20 protein-coding genes are annotated in these 18484 nt (G+C 42.5%); 10 read left to right on the top strand and 10 right to left on the bottom strand.

Going from position 1 to position 18484, the window contains the following annotated elements:
• Position 1 precedes the first annotated feature (1 nt).
• From BUC10_RS15130 to BUC10_RS15120, 3 genes are read left to right on the top strand one after another with little or no spacing between them, the layout of a single operon-like run.
• Positions 2-562 (top strand): hypothetical protein, encoded by a 561-nt coding sequence (locus tag BUC10_RS15130; protein ID WP_073181154.1) that lies wholly within the window; start codon positions 2-4, stop codon positions 560-562.
• Positions 543-1634: a DUF4097 family beta strand repeat-containing protein gene (locus BUC10_RS15125; RefSeq protein ID WP_073181151.1), complete on the top strand. Its 1092-nt coding sequence runs from the start codon at positions 543-545 to the stop codon at positions 1632-1634. The genes BUC10_RS15130 and BUC10_RS15125 overlap by 20 nt, the downstream gene beginning before the upstream one ends.
• Positions 1635-1665: 31 nt before the next feature.
• A complete protein-coding gene (locus tag BUC10_RS15120) occupies positions 1666-2391 on the top strand; it encodes a head GIN domain-containing protein (RefSeq protein ID WP_073181149.1) in 726 nt (241 codons plus the stop codon).
• Between the two features lie 75 nt (positions 2392-2466).
• Here the strand turns inward: BUC10_RS15120 and BUC10_RS15115 are convergent, their stop codons facing one another.
• From BUC10_RS15115 to glgB, 5 genes are all read right to left on the bottom strand, one after another.
• Complete coding sequence (locus BUC10_RS15115; RefSeq protein WP_073181147.1) at positions 2467-2985, bottom strand: nuclear transport factor 2 family protein; 519 nt, start codon at positions 2983-2985, stop codon at positions 2467-2469.
• Between the two features lie 4 nt (positions 2986-2989).
• Positions 2990-4312, bottom strand: a complete 1323-nt coding sequence (locus tag BUC10_RS15110; RefSeq protein WP_073181145.1) for an MFS transporter — start codon at positions 4310-4312, stop codon at positions 2990-2992.
• Positions 4313-4410: 98 nt separating this feature from the next.
• Positions 4411-5220 (bottom strand): M48 family metallopeptidase, encoded by an 810-nt coding sequence (locus tag BUC10_RS15105; protein WP_073181143.1) that lies wholly within the window; start codon positions 5218-5220, stop codon positions 4411-4413.
• A gap of 39 nt (positions 5221-5259) precedes the next feature.
• The gene (locus BUC10_RS15100; protein ID WP_073181140.1) at positions 5260-7659 is read right to left on the bottom strand and encodes a glycoside hydrolase family 31 protein; all 2400 of its coding nucleotides are present in this window, start codon (positions 7657-7659) and stop codon (positions 5260-5262) included.
• A 99-nt stretch (positions 7660-7758) separates the two neighbouring features.
• A complete protein-coding gene (gene glgB, locus BUC10_RS15095) occupies positions 7759-9654 on the bottom strand; it encodes a 1,4-alpha-glucan branching protein GlgB (RefSeq protein WP_073181298.1) in 1896 nt (631 codons plus the stop codon).
• Between the two features lie 161 nt (positions 9655-9815).
• Here glgB and BUC10_RS15090 point away from each other — a divergent pair, with 161 nt between their 5' ends.
• The 6 genes from BUC10_RS15090 (at position 9816) to BUC10_RS15065 (ending at position 13782) form a co-directional block, all read left to right on the top strand.
• The gene (locus tag BUC10_RS15090; RefSeq protein WP_073181296.1) at positions 9816-10394 is read left to right on the top strand and encodes a dihydrolipoamide dehydrogenase; all 579 of its coding nucleotides are present in this window, start codon (positions 9816-9818) and stop codon (positions 10392-10394) included.
• A gap of 123 nt (positions 10395-10517) precedes the next feature.
• The gene (gene msrB, locus BUC10_RS15085; RefSeq protein WP_073181138.1) at positions 10518-11003 is read left to right on the top strand and encodes a peptide-methionine (R)-S-oxide reductase MsrB; all 486 of its coding nucleotides are present in this window, start codon (positions 10518-10520) and stop codon (positions 11001-11003) included.
• 29 nt (positions 11004-11032) lie between these two features.
• Positions 11033-11443: a peptide-methionine (R)-S-oxide reductase MsrB gene (msrB, locus tag BUC10_RS15080; protein WP_073181136.1), complete on the top strand. Its 411-nt coding sequence runs from the start codon at positions 11033-11035 to the stop codon at positions 11441-11443.
• Positions 11440-11964: a DUF1572 family protein gene (locus BUC10_RS15075; protein WP_073181133.1), complete on the top strand. Its 525-nt coding sequence runs from the start codon at positions 11440-11442 to the stop codon at positions 11962-11964. The genes msrB (BUC10_RS15080) and BUC10_RS15075 overlap by 4 nt, the downstream gene beginning before the upstream one ends.
• 141 nt (positions 11965-12105) lie before the next feature.
• Positions 12106-13497 carry a dihydrolipoyl dehydrogenase gene (gene lpdA / locus BUC10_RS15070; RefSeq protein ID WP_073181131.1) on the top strand — a complete coding sequence of 464 codons (1392 nt, stop codon included), beginning with the start codon at positions 12106-12108 and terminating at the stop codon, positions 13495-13497.
• A 3-nt stretch (positions 13498-13500) separates the two neighbouring features.
• Complete coding sequence (locus tag BUC10_RS15065) at positions 13501-13782, top strand: DUF3817 domain-containing protein (RefSeq protein ID WP_073181129.1); 282 nt, start codon at positions 13501-13503, stop codon at positions 13780-13782.
• Between the two features lie 9 nt (positions 13783-13791).
• Here BUC10_RS15065 and aroQ read toward each other — a convergent pair whose 3' ends face one another.
• The 3 genes from aroQ to BUC10_RS15050 form a co-directional block, all read right to left on the bottom strand.
• Positions 13792-14205, bottom strand: a complete 414-nt coding sequence (gene aroQ, locus BUC10_RS15060) for a type II 3-dehydroquinate dehydratase (RefSeq protein WP_073181128.1) — start codon at positions 14203-14205, stop codon at positions 13792-13794.
• A gap of 73 nt (positions 14206-14278) precedes the next feature.
• Complete coding sequence (locus tag BUC10_RS15055; RefSeq protein ID WP_073181126.1) at positions 14279-14740, bottom strand: hypothetical protein; 462 nt, start codon at positions 14738-14740, stop codon at positions 14279-14281.
• A gap of 117 nt (positions 14741-14857) precedes the next feature.
• Positions 14858-15349, bottom strand: a complete 492-nt coding sequence (locus BUC10_RS15050) for a hypothetical protein (protein ID WP_073181125.1) — start codon at positions 15347-15349, stop codon at positions 14858-14860.
• A gap of 244 nt (positions 15350-15593) precedes the next feature.
• Between BUC10_RS15050 and xerD the strand changes: the two genes are divergently transcribed.
• Positions 15594-16490 (top strand): site-specific tyrosine recombinase XerD, encoded by an 897-nt coding sequence (gene xerD, locus BUC10_RS15045; protein WP_073181124.1) that lies wholly within the window; start codon positions 15594-15596, stop codon positions 16488-16490.
• 5 nt (positions 16491-16495) lie between these two features.
• On the opposite strand, the gene BUC10_RS15040 is transcribed toward xerD, so the two are convergent.
• Positions 16496-17005 carry a hypothetical protein gene (locus tag BUC10_RS15040; protein WP_073181123.1) on the bottom strand — a complete coding sequence of 170 codons (510 nt, stop codon included), beginning with the start codon at positions 17003-17005 and terminating at the stop codon, positions 16496-16498.
• 122 nt (positions 17006-17127) lie between these two features.
• On the bottom strand, positions 17128-18435 hold the full coding sequence (locus BUC10_RS15035; RefSeq protein ID WP_073181295.1) for an NAD(P)/FAD-dependent oxidoreductase: 1308 nt from the start codon (positions 18433-18435) through the stop codon (positions 17128-17130).
• Between the last annotated feature and the right edge of the window lie 49 nt (positions 18436-18484).

Genomic DNA, 18484 nt, shown 5'->3' with positions numbered 1-18484 from the left:
TATGGAACAGGATAGAATAGATGAGTTGTTCGGGAACCTCAAAGGCAGTTTTGACTTTGAAGCACCGCAGGATGGGCACCAAGCAAGGTTTCTGGAGAAGTTAAACCAGTCCAAAGGTGTAACCTCCCTTCCGCAAAAGAAGTCCAATTGGTGGAAACCGTTATCAATAGCTGCGTCCATTGCACTCATTGGCATGTTGGCAGTGCAGGTATTCAGCTCCAATCCCAGTATTAAGGAACAGGTTGTTGAGATAGCTCCGGAAGTATCCCAAACCGAATTCTACTTTGCCAACCTTATTGAAGAGCAGGTACAGCAGCTAAAAGACGAAAAGTCCCCTGAAACCGCGAAGCTTGTGGATGACACCCTGCAACAATTGGACAAACTGGGAAAAGATTACGAAGCCTTAGAACAGGAATTGGTGAATGGTGGTAACAGCAAAATAATTTTAAATGCCATGATTACCAATTTCCAGACCAGAATAGACCTTCTCAAGGAGGTACTGACCAATATTGAAAACATTAAGAATATTAAATCATATTATGATGAGAACGTTACTATTTAAATATATCCTAGCAACACTTTTCCTGTTGCCACTGGTATCTCATGCAGACAGTAACAAACTGCCTGGAAGATACACCAAGGAAAAAACCATAAAAAAGGAGTTCAACGTTAATTCAGACGCTCTCTTTAAAGTGAAGAACAGCTATGGCAATCTTAATATCACATCGTGGAACGAAGACAGGGTTGTTATTGAAGTGCGCATCAAAACCAATGGAAACAACGAAGAAAGGGTTCAGAAAAGACTGGATGAAATTGATGTGGATTTCGAAAACAGCAGTAACCTAGTATCAGCCCGAACCATTTTCGGAGATCGTGGAAACAGCTGGGGATGGAGCTGGGGAAGACGCAAAAATGTGAACGTTCAGGTCAACTACACCATAAAGATTCCTGTTAAGAACAGCGTAAACCTAAATAACGATTACGGAAACATCTATCTGGATCGGGTGGATGGCCATGCCAAAATAAACTGCGATTACGGTAAAATCGACATAGGGGAACTCCGAGGAAGAAACAACGAACTCCGTTTTGACTATACTTCCAGATCTAATTTTGAATACATCAACAGTGGTGAAATTATAGCGGACTACTCAGGATTTACTGTAGAAAAGGCCGGTAATCTGACCATAAAGGCGGATTACACCAACAGTACGGTAAATCAGATGGAGAATCTTGAATATTCCAGTGACTATGGTTCATTGGAAGTCAGGGAGGTCAATAACGTAAATGGAAATGGTGATTATGTAGGTGTGAAATTGGGAACAGTTCACGGAAAAATCAGTGTCACCTCAGATTACGGTTCACTTAAAATAGACCAGTTGGCCCCCGATGCCGGTGATGTGAATATCAAAACCGATTACACGGGAATCAAAATTGGCTACCATCCAGAATACCACTTCGATTTTGAAATATCTGCGGAGTATGCTGGTGTAAGTGGAAAAGATGCTTTTGAAATTAATATTAGTAAGGAAAAATCCTCTGAGAAATATTACAAGGGATATTACGGAAGTGAAAATTCAGGGAATACCATTCTCATCACCACAGATTATGGTGGGGTAACCTTTTATCAAAACTAAAAATCAAAAAACAATCCATAAAAACACAATCATGAAAAAACTAATCACATTAACGCTAGCGCTATCCATGGTGGCCATAACCAATGCCCAATGGGGTAGAAGAATTAAAGGAAACGGTAATGTTGTCACTTTGGAACGTTCCGTTGGGGAATATGACGCCGTTGCACTTGCCGGTTGGTTCGATGTAGAACTTGTAGCCGGGAACGAGGGAGAAATTACCCTAAGGGGAGAGTCCAATCTTTTAGACCATATTAAAACCGAGGTGAAAAACGGCAAATTGATCATAAAGCAGGAAAGAGGGGTGAATCTTAGACCTTCTAGTTGGAACACGGGAATCCATGTGACCGTGCCCGTTGAGGATATTGAGTCCGTTGCGCTTTCCGGTTCTGGGGATATCGTTGGTAAAACTATACTTAAATCCGATTATTTTAGCGCCAGTATGTCTGGGTCCGGAGATGTTACTCTGTCCATTGAAGCAGAGAAAGTAGATGCCTCACTTTCAGGTTCTGGAGATATCAATCTTGAAGGAAGAGCCACTGATCTGTCCGTACAGGTATCCGGTTCCGGTGATGTAAAAGCCTACGACCTTGAAGCCGAAAATGTAACAGCCCAAGTATCAGGTTCCGCAGATATAAAAGTTACCGCCAACCAATCCATTGATGCTCGCGTATCTGGGTCTGGAGATATTAGTTACAGGGGCAATCCATCAAAAATTAAAAGTAAATCCTCTGGTTCTGGAGACATATCCAAAGGATAAGGAGTTTATTACCAATCAAAAAACAAATCAACATCAATCAAAAACAGGAGAAACCTGGGCCAATGGTCCAGGTTTTTACTTTTTAATCCAGTGGTTGGAGTTTCTTCTGTTATTATAGTCAATCAAATTTGAAGGGTAATTGATCCAATCTATTTGTTTGATTATTTTACTGGACTCATTGAACGTGAGTATCGTAACAAAGTGCATGGCTTCAAACTCTGTTCCTCCCCAAAAAAATTCAGTGAAATAACCTCTAGTTACAACCTTGTTGCCATCAATAATCTGTTCATAAATGACCAGCGTGTCAGTACTTCCTTTTTCAAAGTTTGGGTTATTCCAATCAAAAAACTCTGTGAGTGCCCTCTTTCCTTCTATTCTATCTGCATTTACCACATCCTCCAGAATAACCTCATCGTCATAGAAGGAAATGAATTTATCAAAATCCTCCCTTGCCTTGAAAGTGTCGTAATACTCTTCTACGGCCTTGGCAATATTCTTGTCCTCTACCCTGCCGCATGAAAGAAACGAAAGTAAAATAATGGTTGGTATTGATACGCATCTGACCCTCTCTTTTATGCTCGGAAGATTCACCATTCCGTTATTTTTTCTTGTTTACCCTCGTCAACAAGAATGCGCCAATCAGAAAGAACAATCCCAAGAAGATGGTACTGTTTCTCATGCTACCAGTGAGTTGGGCCACGGCGCCATACAAAAAAGTACCTATTACAATTCCGATTTTTTCCGCTACGTCATAAAAACTAAAAAACGAAGTGGTATCCGTGGTTTCTGGTAAAAACTTGGAATAGGTAGACCTGGAGAGGGCTTGAATTCCGCCCATTACAATTCCCACCAAGCCTGCAGCGATATAGAAATCCATTGGGGTCTGTAAAAAATAAGCATAGACACAAAGCAAAATCCAAAAGATGTTGATGACTACCAAAGTTTTGATGTTGCCGTACGCCTTGGACGCCAATGCCGTCACAGTAGCTCCAAGTATGGCCACAATTTGTATCACTAGGATACTAACAATCAGTCCGGTGGTACGTTCACCATCGCTGCCCCAATTAATTTCTTCCTCTCCAAAATAAGTGGCAATTAACATAATGGTCTGTACCGCCATACTATAGACGAAAAAGGCACCCAAATATCTTTTTAACCGAGTTTCAGTCCCCAATTGTCTCCATACCTGTTTCAGTTCCCTAAAACCATTAAGGACGATATTGGTGCGCTGCCCTTCCCTTTTATAGCCCTTAGGTAAATGAAAGAAGGTATACTGACTAAATAAAATCCACCAAATGCCCACAGAAATAAATGAATATTTCATGGCCTTGATTTCGGCTACCTCGCCCCCACTATCCGTAATTCCAAATACCGCAGGTTGCATCACCATAGCCAGGTTAAAAACCAAAAGTATAACGCTACCAATATATCCCAATGAGAATCCCTTCGCGCTAACTTTATCCTGCTGTTCTGGGTAGGCTATATCGGGCAGGTACGAATTGTTAATGGCGAAACTCACCCAAAACCCGACCAAACCGAAAAAGTAGCAAATCAATCCAAAGTAGATGTTTTCCAAGGAAAACCAATATAGACCAATGCAAGAGAGTGCGCCTAGATAGCAGAAAAACTTCAGGAAGATTTTCTTGTTTCCCAAATAATCTGCGATTCCAGACACCAGAGGCGTCACGATGGCAATAAAGACAAAAGCTAAGGACGTTACATAACTGATCAAAGGAGCTCTTGCAATCTCCCCTCCGAAAATGGTTACTTTCTCGATTTCAGCAACACGGAACAGGGCTCCATAAAAAATTGGGAAAATGGCCGAGGAGATTACCAAACTGTATACCGAATTGGCCCAGTCGTAAAAGGCCCAAGCATTCAACAATTTCTTACTTCCCTTCATTGCGAGTACTTGTGCCATGGTCTTTCGGTATAAAAAATGCCACTTACAGCAAAGGAGGAAAACCCGAAGGCATCCATTTCGCTCTAAATGGCATTAAAATTTGGTTAATCAATTGGTTATTTAAATGATGTCACACCAAACTTGGCGGCCTCTTGTTTTGCTGCCGGAGCCCAAGCGGTGAGATTGTTTATTCTTGTATCATTTGATGGGTGCGTGCTCATAAATTCTGGTGGAGCCTGTCCTCCCGACTTTGCTTTCATTCGTCGCCATAAATTGGCAGCCTCATCCGGATTGTAGCCTGCTATGGCCATAATCTGAAGCCCAATACGGTCCGCCTCGGTTTCATGTCCCCTGCTAAAAGGCAGCATTACACCAACCGTTGATCCAAGGCCATAGGCTTGGTTAAAGGTGTTCCGCTTCTGTGGGTCCTTAATCGCCACATTACCCGCTACCGCACCAATCTGCTGCAGCATTCCAGCGCTCATTCGCTGCGCACCATGATCGGCCAACGCATGCGCTACTTCATGACCCATGACTACCGCAACCCCAGTCTCCGTTTGTGTGATGGGCAAGATTCCCGTGTAAAAGACAATTTTTCCACCCGGCATGCACCATGCGTTTACGGTTTCATCGTTTACCAGATTGTATTCCCATTTGTAATCTTTTAGATACCCAGGGTAACCGTTGGCATCCAACCACCGCTCTGCCGCTGTGGCAATGCGCTGTCCAACTTTTTCAATCATCTTGGCATCAGAAGTGCCCGTGATCACCTTGTTTTCATTCAAGAACTGATCGTACTGGGCAAAAGCCATTGGGAAAATTTGGCTATTGGGGTAAAAATTAAGCGTACTTCTCCCTGTAAACGGATTTGTCTTGCATGCGGCAACTGCCAAAAAAACAACTGCCGTTAGAATTACTCTTTTCATACTTGTTAATAGTGTTTAGTCTAGGGAAAATACAAAAAATTATGCTCCGAAAAGATGCAGTTCGGTAAAATCCTTGCTGATTTCAATCTGGTTATTGCCGTTCAATTTGATGTCTTTCGGGTCTATTTGTTCATTATCCAATTCCACTACACCGATTTTAAATGGCAAGCCATGAAAAGTCAATTTCATCTTTTCATATGGTGTGATAAAATCACCGTCCTTGAACTGTTGAATGATAAGTTCGTTTTCCTTACCTCGAAGTCTAAACCTTCTGTAACTGTACCTGCCCTTTTTATAGTCATATCCATCTTGCTGATCCTCGTATACACTTGAGTTTTCAATACCCTCTTTGTAATATACATCGATTGCCAATTCCGTAATTTCCTTTTCCCCAACATATTGCTGTACAGGGTACTTTGGTATCATTGCCCCCTCTTTCACAAACAAGGGGATGGTCTCTATATCTGCCGACACCCATTTCTCAACCCCTCCAGAAACTACCTCATCGGTCCAATAATTATACCACTCCCCTACTGGGAAATACATTCTCCTTCCCTGTGCATTGGGTTCTTGTACGGGGCAGATCAAAAGCTTTTCACCAAAGAGAAATTCGTCGGTCCTAAAATGTGTTTGCGAATCCTCCTGATCATAAAAGACAAGGGATTGAAGCATGGGAAGTCCACTTCTGATGTATTTATAAAACATAGTATACAGGTAAGGCAACAGCTGGTATCTCAACTCAATGTATTTCCTTACGATATCTGTGATTTCATCACCAAAAGACCAAGGTTCTTGATCCCCATGATCTCCACTGGAGTGTACCCTGCAGAATGGGTGAAATACGGCCAATTGCATCCATCTGGCGAAAAGTTCGCCGTTAGGTTGCTCGGCAAAACCACCGATATCCGACCCAACGAAAGAATAACCACTCATGCACATACGCTGCATCTGCACATTGGCGATCCAAAGATGTTCCCAAGTAGCAACATTGTCCCCCGTCCAAGTAGCGCAATATCTTTGCGTGCCTGAGTATGCGGCCCGTGTCAACACAAAGGGTCTGCGTGGAAACATAAACTTCTTGACTCCATCATAGGTGGCTCTTACCATTTGCATACCGTATACATTGTGCGCCTTTCTATGGCTACATGGATGCCCATCGTAATCGTGGCGTACATCAAGATTTGCAGTTTTAGTAGGCACCTCCATCACTGCCGGTTCGTTCATATCGTTCCAGACTCCCTTGACACCCAAATCGGCAATCATTTCCTTATATAGGGTCGCCCACCATTCTCGAACATCGGGGTGGGTAAAATCTGGAAACTTACATTCTCCAGGCCATACCTTTCCTTTAAAATGGGGGCCATCCGCACGTCGGCAGAAAAAACCGTTGTCCATGGCTTGTTGGTATACCCAATAGTCCCGATCTATCTTGATGCCCGGATCGATCATAGTAACGGTTTTAAAACCATCCTCTTCCAATTCCTCGATCATTTTTTTAGGATTTGGAAAACGCTTATTGTCCCAAGTGAAACACCTAAAGCCTTCCATATAGTCGATGTCCAGATAAATCGCATCACATGGAATATTCAATTTTCTGAAGCTCGAGGCTATATTCTTTACCTTTTTCTCCGGGTAATAGCTCCATTTTGATTGATGGAAGCCAAGTGCCCAAAGCGGAGGAAGCTCCGGCACGCCGGTCAAATCCGTATACGCCTCAACTACCTGCCCCATTTTTGGCCCGTAAAAGAAATAGTAGTTCATCTCCCCACCATCTGCCCAAAAGCTGGTAACATTTCGTTTTTCGTTGGCAAAATCAAAATAGGTGCTGAACGAATTGTCAAAAAACACACCGTAAGCAATATTTTCCTTTAATCCCACATAAAAGGGAATGGCTTTATACAAAGGTTCTTGGTCTTTTCCATAGGCGTACGAATCTGTTGCCCAGTTGTTCACCCTCTTACCTTTTAAGTTGGTATGCGAAGCCTTATCACCCATACCGTAATAGCTTTCCCCGGTATGGCAAACCTTGCCCATTTTAACGATGTTTCCTCCGTAATCATAATTCTCTTCCCAGTGGAACCCAAGCTCATCTTCCAAGATCATGGTATCTTCCAAATCCGCAATTTGCACCCTGAGGTTGGTCTTGTTGACATAAATCTTGATTTTGGACGTGGTAATAACATATTCTGGGATCTCATCCTTTACAGACAGTTCATTGTAGCCAAGACTTACATCATCGCTTATCGCATAGGAAAAGTCAGGCTCAAAAACATGTTCTGTGGCATATCTAAAACGAATTGCACTATCCCTAAGAATGGTCAATTCAAGAATTACACCATTTTGGGTGGTAAAATATAGCTTATCGTTTTCTTGCTTGAAGTCAACTATATGGTTAGGGTGCTGATTGCCCCTTTTCTCAATTTCCGTGTTGGTAATCATAGCCGTTGGGTTATGTGACCCACAAAAGAAAGACTTTAGGGTGAGAAATTAAAAAGATGTTTTGAACACAAACTTAACTACAACGTTTGCGTTTCCCGCTTACTTATAAATTACCACTCCCAGAGGTGGAAGTGTCATGGATACCGATTGTGGATATCCGTTCCATTCCTTCTTGGTGGGCCTCAAAGTCTTTTTACCTGTTCCACTACCAGAATATTTGGTTTCATCACTGTTGAATATGAGCTTCAGTTGCTTGGTTTTTGGTACCCCAACCCTATAATTCTCCCTTGGAACCGGGGTGAAATTACAAGCTATGATCAAATCATCTTCGGGTTCATTTCCTTTTCGGATATAGGTTAAAACCGTGTTTTCCTGATCGTTGTGCTCAATCCATTGAAAACCTTCTGGGCTGAATTGTTTTTGATGCAGAGCAGGTTGTTCTTTGTAAACTTTGTTCAAATCCTTGATGACCCCTTGTATTCCGGAATGAAAATCGTACTGCGTAAGATGCCACTCCAGACTTTCCTGAAAATTCCATTCCGAGGATTGCCCAAATTCACCACCCATAAAGAGCAGATTTCCACCAGGATGAGTGAACATATAGCCAAATAGGAGCCGGAGGTTGGCAAAACGCTGCCATTCGTCACCAGGCATCCGATACAACAAAGATTTTTTACCATAGACCACCTCATCATGGGAAAAGGGCAACATGAAGTTTTCAGTGAACGCATAGGTCATGCTGAATGTGATGTCGTTTAGGTCATAGGACCTAAAAATAGGCTCTTTCTTAAAGAATTCAAGCGTATCGTGCATCCATCCCATCATCCATTTCATTCCAAAACCAAGTCCGCCCAAATCCACAGGCTTGGAAACCCCATTAAAAGCTGTTGATTCCTCTGCTATAGTCTGCACACCCTTAAAGCTGGCGTACACTTCAGTATTCATTTCCCTAAGGAATGACATGGCTTCCAGGTTCTCATTGTTTCCATATATGTTGGGCTCCCACTCACCATCTTCTCTCGAATAATCCAAATACAGCATGGAGGCAACAGCATCAACACGCAACCCATCCACATGGAACTGATCTAGCCAAAAAACAGCATTACTGATCAAAAAAGCCCGTACCTCGTTTCGGCCATAATTGAATATCAAACTTTTCCAGTCGGGGTGGTACCCTCTTCGTCTATCAGGATGCTCATAGAGATTTGACCCATCAAAAAAACCAAGTCCATGTGCATCTTCCGGAAAATGCGAAGGCACCCAGTCCAAAATAACCCCAATGCCTTTCTCATGGAACTTGTCAACCAACTTTTTAAATTCTTCAGGTGTTCCAAAGCGAGACGTTGGCGCAAAATATCCGGTAAGTTGATAGCCCCAACTGGGATCAAAAGGGTATTCCATAATGGGCATAAACTCCACATGCGTAAATCCCATTTCATGGACATAGTTTACCAAATCATCCGCAAGTTCTTCATACGAAAGAAACTCCCATCCATTCTTTTTCTTCCAAGAGCCCAAGTGCACTTCGTAAACCGAGTAGGGCTTGTCCAATGCATTGTGCTGCTCCCGGGTATCCATCCATTTTTTGTCCTTCCAGGTATAATCTCCGTCCCAAACTACCGAGGCTGTCTTGGGGGGCTGTTCACAATAACGTGCAAAGGGATCCGCTTTTTCGGTCCAAATGTCATTATTATGCGATTGAATTTTGTATTTATACTTGGTTCCTTTCCCCACTTTTGGGATAAAACCCTCCCAGATACCGCTTTCGTCCCAACGAACGTACAGCTCGTGGTTCCTGCCGTCCCAATCGTTAAAATCCCCAACAACAGAAACCGTTTTGGCCGAGGGTGCCCAAACCGCGAAATAGGTTCCTTTTACGCCATCTACTTCAACAAGATGGGAACCCAAATTATTGTAAAGTCTAAAATGTTTTCCTGCCTTGAACAGATTGATATCAAACTCGGTGAAAAAACTGTGGGCAATGACCTTGGACATAAGCGTTGGTTTAACAATTACAATATTACACATCTTTGACCAAGTAATCGATTCAAAGCGCTTCTTATCACAAAAAAACAGGGTGATTTAAAAAATGGAATGCTTTTTGATTTTCTAAGTGGAAAGAGATAAAAATGAACGCAAATCAAAAATCAAAAATCATGAAAAATTTCAATACTATACTAGGGGCTTTTATCATCCTTTTCACGGTCGCTTGCGAAGGCCCCGAAGGACCTCCCGGCTTTGACGGGCTGGATGGATTGGATGGCCTAGACGGTCAGGACGGGATTCAAGGTCAAGTCGTTGAAGTAGATGGAGTTAATTTCGCCTACGACGTGGACGGCAATATTTATAGCACCATAATTACCTATAGCGATGTAACCGATTTCGAAGTATTTGAAGCCGATGCTGTGCTTGTATATCGATTTGATGGAACTGTAGACCTTGATGACGGAAGTACCGCCGATGCATGGAGTCAAATACCGCAGAGTTTCTTTCTACCAGAAGGCACTATACAATATGTGGCGGCCCATAATTTTGTGGATACCGAGATTTTTATCGATGGAAATTTTGATCTTTCAGCCTTGGATACGAATTTTACGGACAACCAGTCGTTTAGGCTCGTTTTCGTTCCCAGTGTTTTTGCGGATTCATCCAAAATGGATACCTCAAACATTTCCAATGTAATGTCCGCCCTGGGCATTAAAGAAAATCAAGTAAGGAAATTGGAGTTGAACTAGAGATTCAAAAAATGCTAATTCTTAGAATCCTGCTGTTTTCCGGCAGGATTTTTTTTATTCCAAAACTTATAATTGTTATTTTGAAAGGATTCAGTACGTAGCACGTCTACCTAAAAAAACGAAATGGGGAAAAAATTGTTATTTGTGGTTTTGCTTGTCCTTGCCGGATGCAAAGGTGTATCCCAGGAAGAGCAAAAATCTTCAGAAAAAGAAAAAGAATATCCAGTTACCAAGACCGATGCTGAGTGGAGATCGGAGCTCACGGACATGGAATATTATGTTCTTAGAAAAGCAGCTACCGAAAATGCATTTAGCAGCGATCTTTTGGATAACAAGGAGAAGGGAACATATGTCTGTGCTGCCTGTGCCACCCCGTTGTTCAGAAGTGAAAATAAGTTTAAATCCGGTACGGGCTGGCCAAGTTTCGATCGTGAAATTAAGGGGAATGTGGCCTACGATGTTGATTATAAGATAGGCTACGCCAGAACAGAAGAACATTGCGCCACCTGCGGAGGACATTTGGGCCACGTATTTAATGATGGCCCCAGAAATACCACGGGTAAAAGACATTGTATAAATGGTGTAGCCTTGGATTTTATCGCGGACTAAGCTAATTTGCATTGAAATCAACCCGAGAAATGGACAAAAAGTATCGCATTGACAAAACAGAGGAAGACTGGAAAAAGGAGCTTTCCCCAGAGGAATATTATGTACTTCGGCAAAAAGGTACCGAACGGCCCCATACCGGTCAATACAACCTCCATTTTGAAAACGGGGACTATCACTGCAAGGCATGTAACGCCAAACTATTTGAGAGCGGGAACAAGTTTGAAAGTGGCTGCGGATGGCCGTCTTTTGACCAAGCTGTGGAAGGTGCCATCGAATATATCCGAGACACTTCCCATGGTATGATCCGGACAGAAACGGTCTGTGCTAACTGCGGAAGTCATCTGGGACATGTTTTTAACGATGGCCCACAAGAGACCACAGGGCAGCGCTATTGTATCAACTCCGTAAGTATTGGTTTCGATCCAGAATCCGAAGAATGAGTTTCCAAACCGACTATATGAAAAGTGTTCGGTTTGAGTTTGAGCGCTACAAGTCTTTGGGCGAAAAAACCTTCGCACAGCTCACCGATGAAGAAATTCATAGGAAATACGCGGATACTGACAATTCCATTGCCATTATTGTTAAACATATGGTGGGTAACATGCTCAGTCGTTGGACCAATTTTTTGACCGAGGATGGGGAAAAGACATGGAGAGACAGGGAAATGGAGTTTGAAGCTCCTTATGCCTCAAAACCGGAGATGTTGGCCGCCTGGAAAAATGGGTGGGACTGCCTTTTTGAAGCTTTGGATAGCGTTAATGCTTCCAATTTCAACACTAAAGTTAAGATTCGGAATCAGGAACATTCCATTATTGAGGCCGTGAACCGACAACTTGCCCATTATTCAAGTCATGTTGGTCAGTTGGTCTTTCTGGGCAAAATGATCAAAGGAAAAAGTTGGATTTCACTTTCCATACCCAAAGGAGGTTCTGAAGCTTTCAATAGAAAAATGTTCGGCTAGACGCCTCTACACACCAACCGTTTTTTTGTAACAATTCCGTAAGACCAAAAGCTTGGTTTTTGCCCCTCTAATTGCGTACTTTTGCACCTGCCCGTCCAATAAGGGTGGGTTCTATTTTTATCAATTCAAATTCAAATTCTAATGAGCAACTTCGATGTAATAGTTTTGGGTAGTGGTCCTGGAGGATATGTAACGGCAATACGAGCCTCGCAGCTTGGATTCAAGACAGCTATTGTGGAAAAGGAAAGTCTGGGTGGTGTCTGTCTTAATTGGGGTTGTATCCCAACCAAAGCCCTATTGAAGTCGGCCCAGGTTTTTGAATACCTAAAGCATGCTGAAGATTACGGGCTGAGTGCCAAAAAGGTAGAGCATGATTTTGGAGCAGTTGTTAACAGAAGCCGTGGTGTAGCGGACAGTATGAGCAAGGGTGTGCAGTTTTTGATGAAAAAGAACAAGATCGAAGTTCTAAATGGATATGGAAAGGTGCAGCCTGGGAAGAAAGTTTTGGTAAAAGGTGAGCACGGTGACACGGCAGAATATACTGCAGACCATATCATTATAGCCACTGGTGCTAGAAGCCGTGAATTGCCAAGTCTTCCGCAAGATGGAAAGAAAGTTATCGGTTATCGGGAGGCCATGTCGCTAGAAACCCAACCCAAAAAGATGATTGTTGTTGGCAGTGGTGCCATTGGTGTGGAGTTTGCCTATTTCTACAACTCCATGGGCACTGAGGTGACCGTTGTGGAATATTTGCCCAATATTGTTCCGGTTGAGGACGAGGATGTCTCTAAACAATTGGAGCGAAATTTTAAAAAGAACGGGATAAAAATCAAAACTTCTGCTGAAGTCACGAATGTGGATACATCTGGAGAAGGGGTTAAGGCCACTGTAAAAACCGCCAAAGGTGAAGAAGTTCTTGAAGCTGACATTGTGCTATCAGCGGTAGGAATCAAAACCAATATTGAAAACATTGGCCTGGAAGATGTTGGTATCGTTGTGGACAGGGATAAAATCCTTGTCAATGATTATTACCAAACCAATATTCCCGGTTATTACGCCATCGGTGATGTTACCCCAGGTCAGGCTTTGGCCCACGTGGCATCGGCTGAAGGTATTCTTTGTGTTGAAAAAATTGCAGGTATGCACGTTGAAGCCTTGGATTATGGAAATATTCCTGGTTGTACATACTGTATTCCAGAAGTTGCATCCGTTGGACTTACCGAAAAACAGGCAAAAGAACAAGGCTATGAACTCAAGGTGGGTAAGTTTCCGTTTTCTGCGAGTGGCAAGGCCAAGGCCTCGGGGACTCCAGATGGTTTTGTGAAAGTTATTTTTGATGCCAAATATGGAGAATGGTTAGGTTGCCACATGATTGGGGTCGGTGTTACAGATATGATTGCTGAAGCAGTTGTTGGACGTAAATTGGAAACCACGGGGCATGAAATCTTAAAAGCGGTCCACCCGCACCCTACCATGAGCGAAGCAGTGATGGAAGCGGTTGCGGCTGCCTATGATGAAGTAATCCACCTATAATCAATGCTGAAAGCGTTTCGGATTACCGCCATTCTTGAAGGAATCTCCTATTTGTTGTTGTTTGGCATTACCATGCCGTTAAAATATTGGGCAGATATACTGGAACCCAACAAATTTGTGGGCTATGCGCATGGGGCTCTGTTTATAGCATACGTTGCTATAGCCCTGGTATTTTGTTGGACCCAAAAATGGGGCATCAAGCGTTTTATTGTATTGTTTGCAGCTTCCTTGCTGCCATTTGGGACCTTTTATGCGGATAAAAAGTATCTAAAAACACTGGAATAGTAGGTCGAATTATAGGAAACTTTCTATCGCCAAATCATAGCTCTGTAAACCAAAGCCCAAAATCACTCCCTTGGCTCCTGAAGAAATGTAGGAAACATGTCTAAAATCCTCCCGTTTATGGGTATTGGATATGTGTACCTCAACCACAGACGAATCCACCGCCTTGACGGCGTCACCAATTCCGACAGAAGTATGGGTGTAGGAGGCTGCATTGAGCACAATCCCGTCATAGGAAAAACCCACCTCTTGAATTTTGGTTATCAATTCTCCTTCCACATTGGACTGGTAGTAGTCCAAATCAACGTTTGGGAACTTCTGCTTCAGCTTTTCCAAGTATTCCTCAAATGTGGTACTTCCATACACCTCCGGTTCCCTTTTTCCAAGGAGGTTTAAGTTGGGACCATTGATAATCATAATTTTCATGCTCTAAAAGTACAATATCTGTTAAAAAGAAAAGCAGGCAAGTGCCCGCTTTTCTTAACTGAAATACTTTATCCTAGTTTATGGTGAACAGCAATCCCAGGCCAAAAGAAGCAGGATCCCCATCCCCAGTTTCGCTGAGCACCAAAGCTGGTCGCCAATCGAAATTGACCACAAAGGGTACCCCATTCGGCTTAAAATCCAGCCCCAGATGTGGTCTCAGTGCGAAAATATTATCGAAATCCTGTACCAAAACTATGCTTGGACCGGCACCCAAGTACCATCTTAACCCTCGGGCTCCCACAAATTCCTTGTGAAAGGAATACAAAAGTGTTATGATCGTAGCGTTGTCCTCAAATCCAACGTCAGCTTGACCAACATGCTTTTCCGAGAAGAAATATTTACCCTTGGCACCGAAAAAGGTAGCTTCGTCAAAGGCATCAACCCCAAGACCGATTGCACCAGTATAACTGGTTTGGGCTTTTGTAGCTGTGGCAAGGGAAAAAACAATGGAACAAGCAAAGATGATTTTTTTCATTTTAATCGTATTTATGGTTTATAGTTACGCTTTAAAAAATTGGTGCCAAGGCATCCAAATCCTGCTAACATTTAACCAAACCTAAATACGACCTTTGCTTTTTTGAACCGCTTTTTCCTAGAAAAGAAACAGGATCCCAACCATGGCGATACCAAAAGTGGCGTCATTATTCACCGCGGTATAGGAAACATTTAGTTCCGTGTTTCCGGTAATATTGTACCCCACAATGGGTCTGTAATACAATCCACCATCATTACCTTCATTAATGCCTACACCGTATCCGATATCACCTCCAAACTTGAAGTGGTAAGTAGGGTAAATACGGATGGAACCAGCTACTGGCAGAAATTGAATGTCTTCAAATTCCGTTTGGTTATCCAAGGTTTCGCCAAAAGCATGGATAAATCCGGTTGCCAGACCTAGGTCCAACAATTCCGAAACACCCCAATGGTAATTTACATCCAATCCCACACTAAAACTAGATACATCAGCGGCATCGCCAACAGGTAATCCGGCAATAAAACCAGCTTTAAAACTGCTTCTGTCCTGTGAGAAGGCATTAAAAATCATAGTAAAAAAGACTAAGACAACAAGGTATGTTCTTTTCATAATGGATAAAACTTATAGATAGAAAGAACGCTTCCCTGTCAGATCTAGTATTGATAAATGTTAATTTTTGTTAATCAGGTTTTTAAAATCCACCGTTAATCCGCAGTGAACATGAGTTGAAATTAGTTCTGTACTGGGTAATTTTATGTTGCCAATTGACGAATGCCCCTTTTGAATTGATAGATGCATGATTTGGAGATGAATTCGAAAAATGAAAGTTTCGAATTGTAGCTATATTTAGAACATGAACTGGAACCAGGGCATACAGGATTACCAACATTACCTTAAAATTGAACGCGGACTTTCCGAAAACTCTATTTTAGGATACACTAGGGACATCCAAAAATTGAAACACTATTTGGAGGAGCATGAGATGGTAATCTCGCCGGCCCAAATCGACAAGGAATCGCTACAGCAGTTTGTTTACCATCTGGCCAAAATGGTTACCCCACGTTCCCAAGCACGGGTTATTTCGGGCCTCCGAGGCTTTTTTAACTATTTGGTTTTTGAAGATTATCGCCAGGACAACCCCATGGACCTTATTGAAACCCCAAAATTGGGAAGTAAACTTCCCGACACCCTCTCCACTGATGAAATTAATGCGTTAATAGCTGCGATCGACCTTTCAAAACCTGAGGGAGAACGGAATAGGGCCATTTTGGAAACCTTGTACGGTTGCGGCCTCCGTGTCTCGGAATTGATTCATCTCAAACTCTCCGATCTATTTTTCGATGAGGATTTTATCCGCGTCACAGGAAAAGGAAACAAACAACGGTTTGTTCCCATAAGTTCCATTAATAAAAAATACATCAATATGTATTGTGACCAGATTAGGATTCATCAAAACATTGATAAGGAGCACCAAGATTTTCTTTTTCTAAATAGAAGGGGCAAGCAGCTTAGCAGAGCCATGATTTTCACTATTATCAAAAATTTGGCCGAGAAAATCGATCTTAAAAAACGAATTAGTCCACATACCTTCAGACATTCTTTCGCCACACACCTCTTAGAGAACGGTGCCGATTTAAGGGCAATTCAGCAAATGCTTGGTCATGAGAGTATAACCACCACCGAAATTTATATGCATGTGAACCGGAAGCATCTTGCCGATGTACTGAAGGAGTTTCATCCAAGAGAGTAATTTTTTCAAAATTTCAGTCTGGTTCCAAGTTCGAATCTTGTTTCCACCCCTTCCAACCCAAATTTTTGGAACTTGGGATCACCAACCGGACTCACCACCCTGGCCTCCAAGGACCAGTTGGGCCGCACATCATGACCAAGACCATAGAATATTTCATTTCTGGGAATAGGATTCGGAACTCCTTGGTTTTCATTCATAAGGTCCCACTCTAACTGGAAACCTCCCATCAAATAGGTTTTGTTGGAAATATATTGTCTTAGTTCAATAGGTATGGTAATCCGATCCGCCGCATAACTTCGGAAATGCTCTCCTCCAATACTAAATTCAGTGGTATTGCTTAAACGTAGCCTTGTTCGGAACCATGCGAAATTGGAAAACTTATCAAATTGTGGATAATCAAACCCATCTATTGAGACCGGAGATTCTTTTTTTACGGTTGGATTACCTGGAATTTGGCCCATTCCGTACTGAATCGCTATCAAAATTGTCAAAACGGCTAGTGGTTTTTTGAACATTTTGAAGGTTTTCCCTACAAATTAGCGCAATACAACATAGCTCCTTTCCCTATTGGCTAAAATTTAACCTTTAGAAACAAGACTGGTACAATCCCAATTAAATTCATAAAAGCTTAGAGCAGCTATATTGTGACCTTGTCCTTTCCATTGACCTGATACTGTTTTTTAAAAGGTCGAATAATCAATCGGGCCTCTCGGTCAAAACGGATGTAGTTGTATACCCAGTTGATGAAGACCACTACCCTATTCCTAAATCCAATTAAGAAATACAAATGGACAAACATCCAAACAAACCAAGCAAAAACACCTTGAAACTTGAATCTAGGGAGGTCTACCACAGCCTTGTTTCGACCCACGGTAGCCATACTTCCTTTATCCCTATATATGAAAGGTTTGAGGTCTTTCCCCTCAATCATTCGCACTAGGTTTTCCCCAAGGTTCTGCCCCTGTTGGATTGCTGGTTGTGCCATCATGGGATGCCCGTGAGGGTAAGGTTCGCTTTCCATTTGGGCCACATCACCGATGGCGAAAATTTCTTCAAAACCGTCAACTTGGTGGAACTCGTTTACGCGAAGGCGGTTACCACGGCAAAGAAAATCCTTACTGTCCAAGCCATCCAAACATACCGCTTGAACTCCTGCTGCCCAAACCAAGGTACAGGCCTCAAATGAAGTATCTGTATTGGTTGATACCAGCTTACCATCATAATCGGTAACCCGAATACCCTTCCATACATTTACCCCTAACCTTTCCAAAAACCGCTCAGCCTTTGTAGATGCAACGGCGCTCATTGCTGGAAGAATACGACTACCGCCCTGCACAAGATTAATTTGAGCCCGTCGGGTATCCAAATCAGGATAGTCCTTGGGAAGGATGCCCTTTTTTATTTCTGCCAACGCGCCTGCCAATTCAACACCCGTAGGACCACCGCCCACTATGACAAAATTCATCAAAGCATCACGCTCATGAAGGTCGTCGGTTAGCAGTGCTTGCTCAAAGTTCTCAAGAATGAGGCTTCTTAGGTTTAAAGATTGAGGGATGGTCTTCATGGCCATTCCCTTTTCGGCTATATTCTTGTTTCCGAAGAAATTGGTTCTAGATCCAGTTGCCACCACCAAATAATCGTACTGGATTTCCCCAATATTGGTCTGCAATCTTCGCATGGAGGTATCCACTTCCAGTACCTCTGCCAATCTAAAATAAAAATTTGGATAACCTTGAAGTACTTTTCGAATGGGGTACGCAATGGAATCGGGTTCCAATCCCCCTGTAGAGACCTGATAAAGCAAAGGTTGGAAATTGTGGTAATTGTGTTTATCCAGCAACACCACCTGGACATCTTTTTTTGCCAGTTTTTTGGCTAAGGCAATTCCGCCAAAACCCCCTCCAATAATAATGACCCTTGGAAAACTGGACTGAGGAATGTTCATACTGGACATGGGTGCAAATTTAAACATTCAATCATGGTAAAGGTTATCT

The sequence above is a fragment of the Flagellimonas flava genome (genome assembly GCF_900129665.1).
GTDB lineage: Bacteria > Bacteroidota > Bacteroidia > Flavobacteriales > Flavobacteriaceae > Flagellimonas > Flagellimonas flava.
This window is presented reverse-complemented; position numbering and strand designations above follow the sequence as displayed.

Coding starts and splice junctions, on each gene's coding strand:
- BUC10_RS15130 (WP_073181154.1), top strand. CDS start 2: ATGGAACAGGATAGAATAGATGAGTTGTTCGGGAACCTCAAAGGCAGT.
- BUC10_RS15125 (WP_073181151.1), top strand. CDS start 543: ATGAGAACGTTACTATTTAAATATATCCTAGCAACACTTTTCCTGTTG.
- BUC10_RS15120 (WP_073181149.1), top strand. CDS start 1,666: ATGAAAAAACTAATCACATTAACGCTAGCGCTATCCATGGTGGCCATA.
- BUC10_RS15115 (WP_073181147.1), bottom strand. CDS start 2,985: ATGGTGAATCTTCCGAGCATAAAAGAGAGGGTCAGATGCGTATCAATA.
- BUC10_RS15110 (WP_073181145.1), bottom strand. CDS start 4,312: ATGGCACAAGTACTCGCAATGAAGGGAAGTAAGAAATTGTTGAATGCT.
- BUC10_RS15105 (WP_073181143.1), bottom strand. CDS start 5,220: ATGAAAAGAGTAATTCTAACGGCAGTTGTTTTTTTGGCAGTTGCCGCA.
- BUC10_RS15100 (WP_073181140.1), bottom strand. CDS start 7,659: ATGATTACCAACACGGAAATTGAGAAAAGGGGCAATCAGCACCCTAAC.
- glgB (WP_073181298.1), bottom strand. CDS start 9,654: ATGTCCAAGGTCATTGCCCACAGTTTTTTCACCGAGTTTGATATCAAT.
- BUC10_RS15090 (WP_073181296.1), top strand. CDS start 9,816: ATGAAAAATTTCAATACTATACTAGGGGCTTTTATCATCCTTTTCACG.
- msrB (WP_073181138.1), top strand. CDS start 10,518: ATGGGGAAAAAATTGTTATTTGTGGTTTTGCTTGTCCTTGCCGGATGC.
- msrB (WP_073181136.1), top strand. CDS start 11,033: ATGGACAAAAAGTATCGCATTGACAAAACAGAGGAAGACTGGAAAAAG.
- BUC10_RS15075 (WP_073181133.1), top strand. CDS start 11,440: ATGAGTTTCCAAACCGACTATATGAAAAGTGTTCGGTTTGAGTTTGAG.
- lpdA (WP_073181131.1), top strand. CDS start 12,106: ATGAGCAACTTCGATGTAATAGTTTTGGGTAGTGGTCCTGGAGGATAT.
- BUC10_RS15065 (WP_073181129.1), top strand. CDS start 13,501: ATGCTGAAAGCGTTTCGGATTACCGCCATTCTTGAAGGAATCTCCTAT.
- aroQ (WP_073181128.1), bottom strand. CDS start 14,205: ATGAAAATTATGATTATCAATGGTCCCAACTTAAACCTCCTTGGAAAA.
- BUC10_RS15055 (WP_073181126.1), bottom strand. CDS start 14,740: ATGAAAAAAATCATCTTTGCTTGTTCCATTGTTTTTTCCCTTGCCACA.
- BUC10_RS15050 (WP_073181125.1), bottom strand. CDS start 15,349: ATGAAAAGAACATACCTTGTTGTCTTAGTCTTTTTTACTATGATTTTT.
- xerD (WP_073181124.1), top strand. CDS start 15,594: ATGAACTGGAACCAGGGCATACAGGATTACCAACATTACCTTAAAATT.
- BUC10_RS15040 (WP_073181123.1), bottom strand. CDS start 17,005: ATGTTCAAAAAACCACTAGCCGTTTTGACAATTTTGATAGCGATTCAG.
- BUC10_RS15035 (WP_073181295.1), bottom strand. CDS start 18,435: ATGAACATTCCTCAGTCCAGTTTTCCAAGGGTCATTATTATTGGAGGG.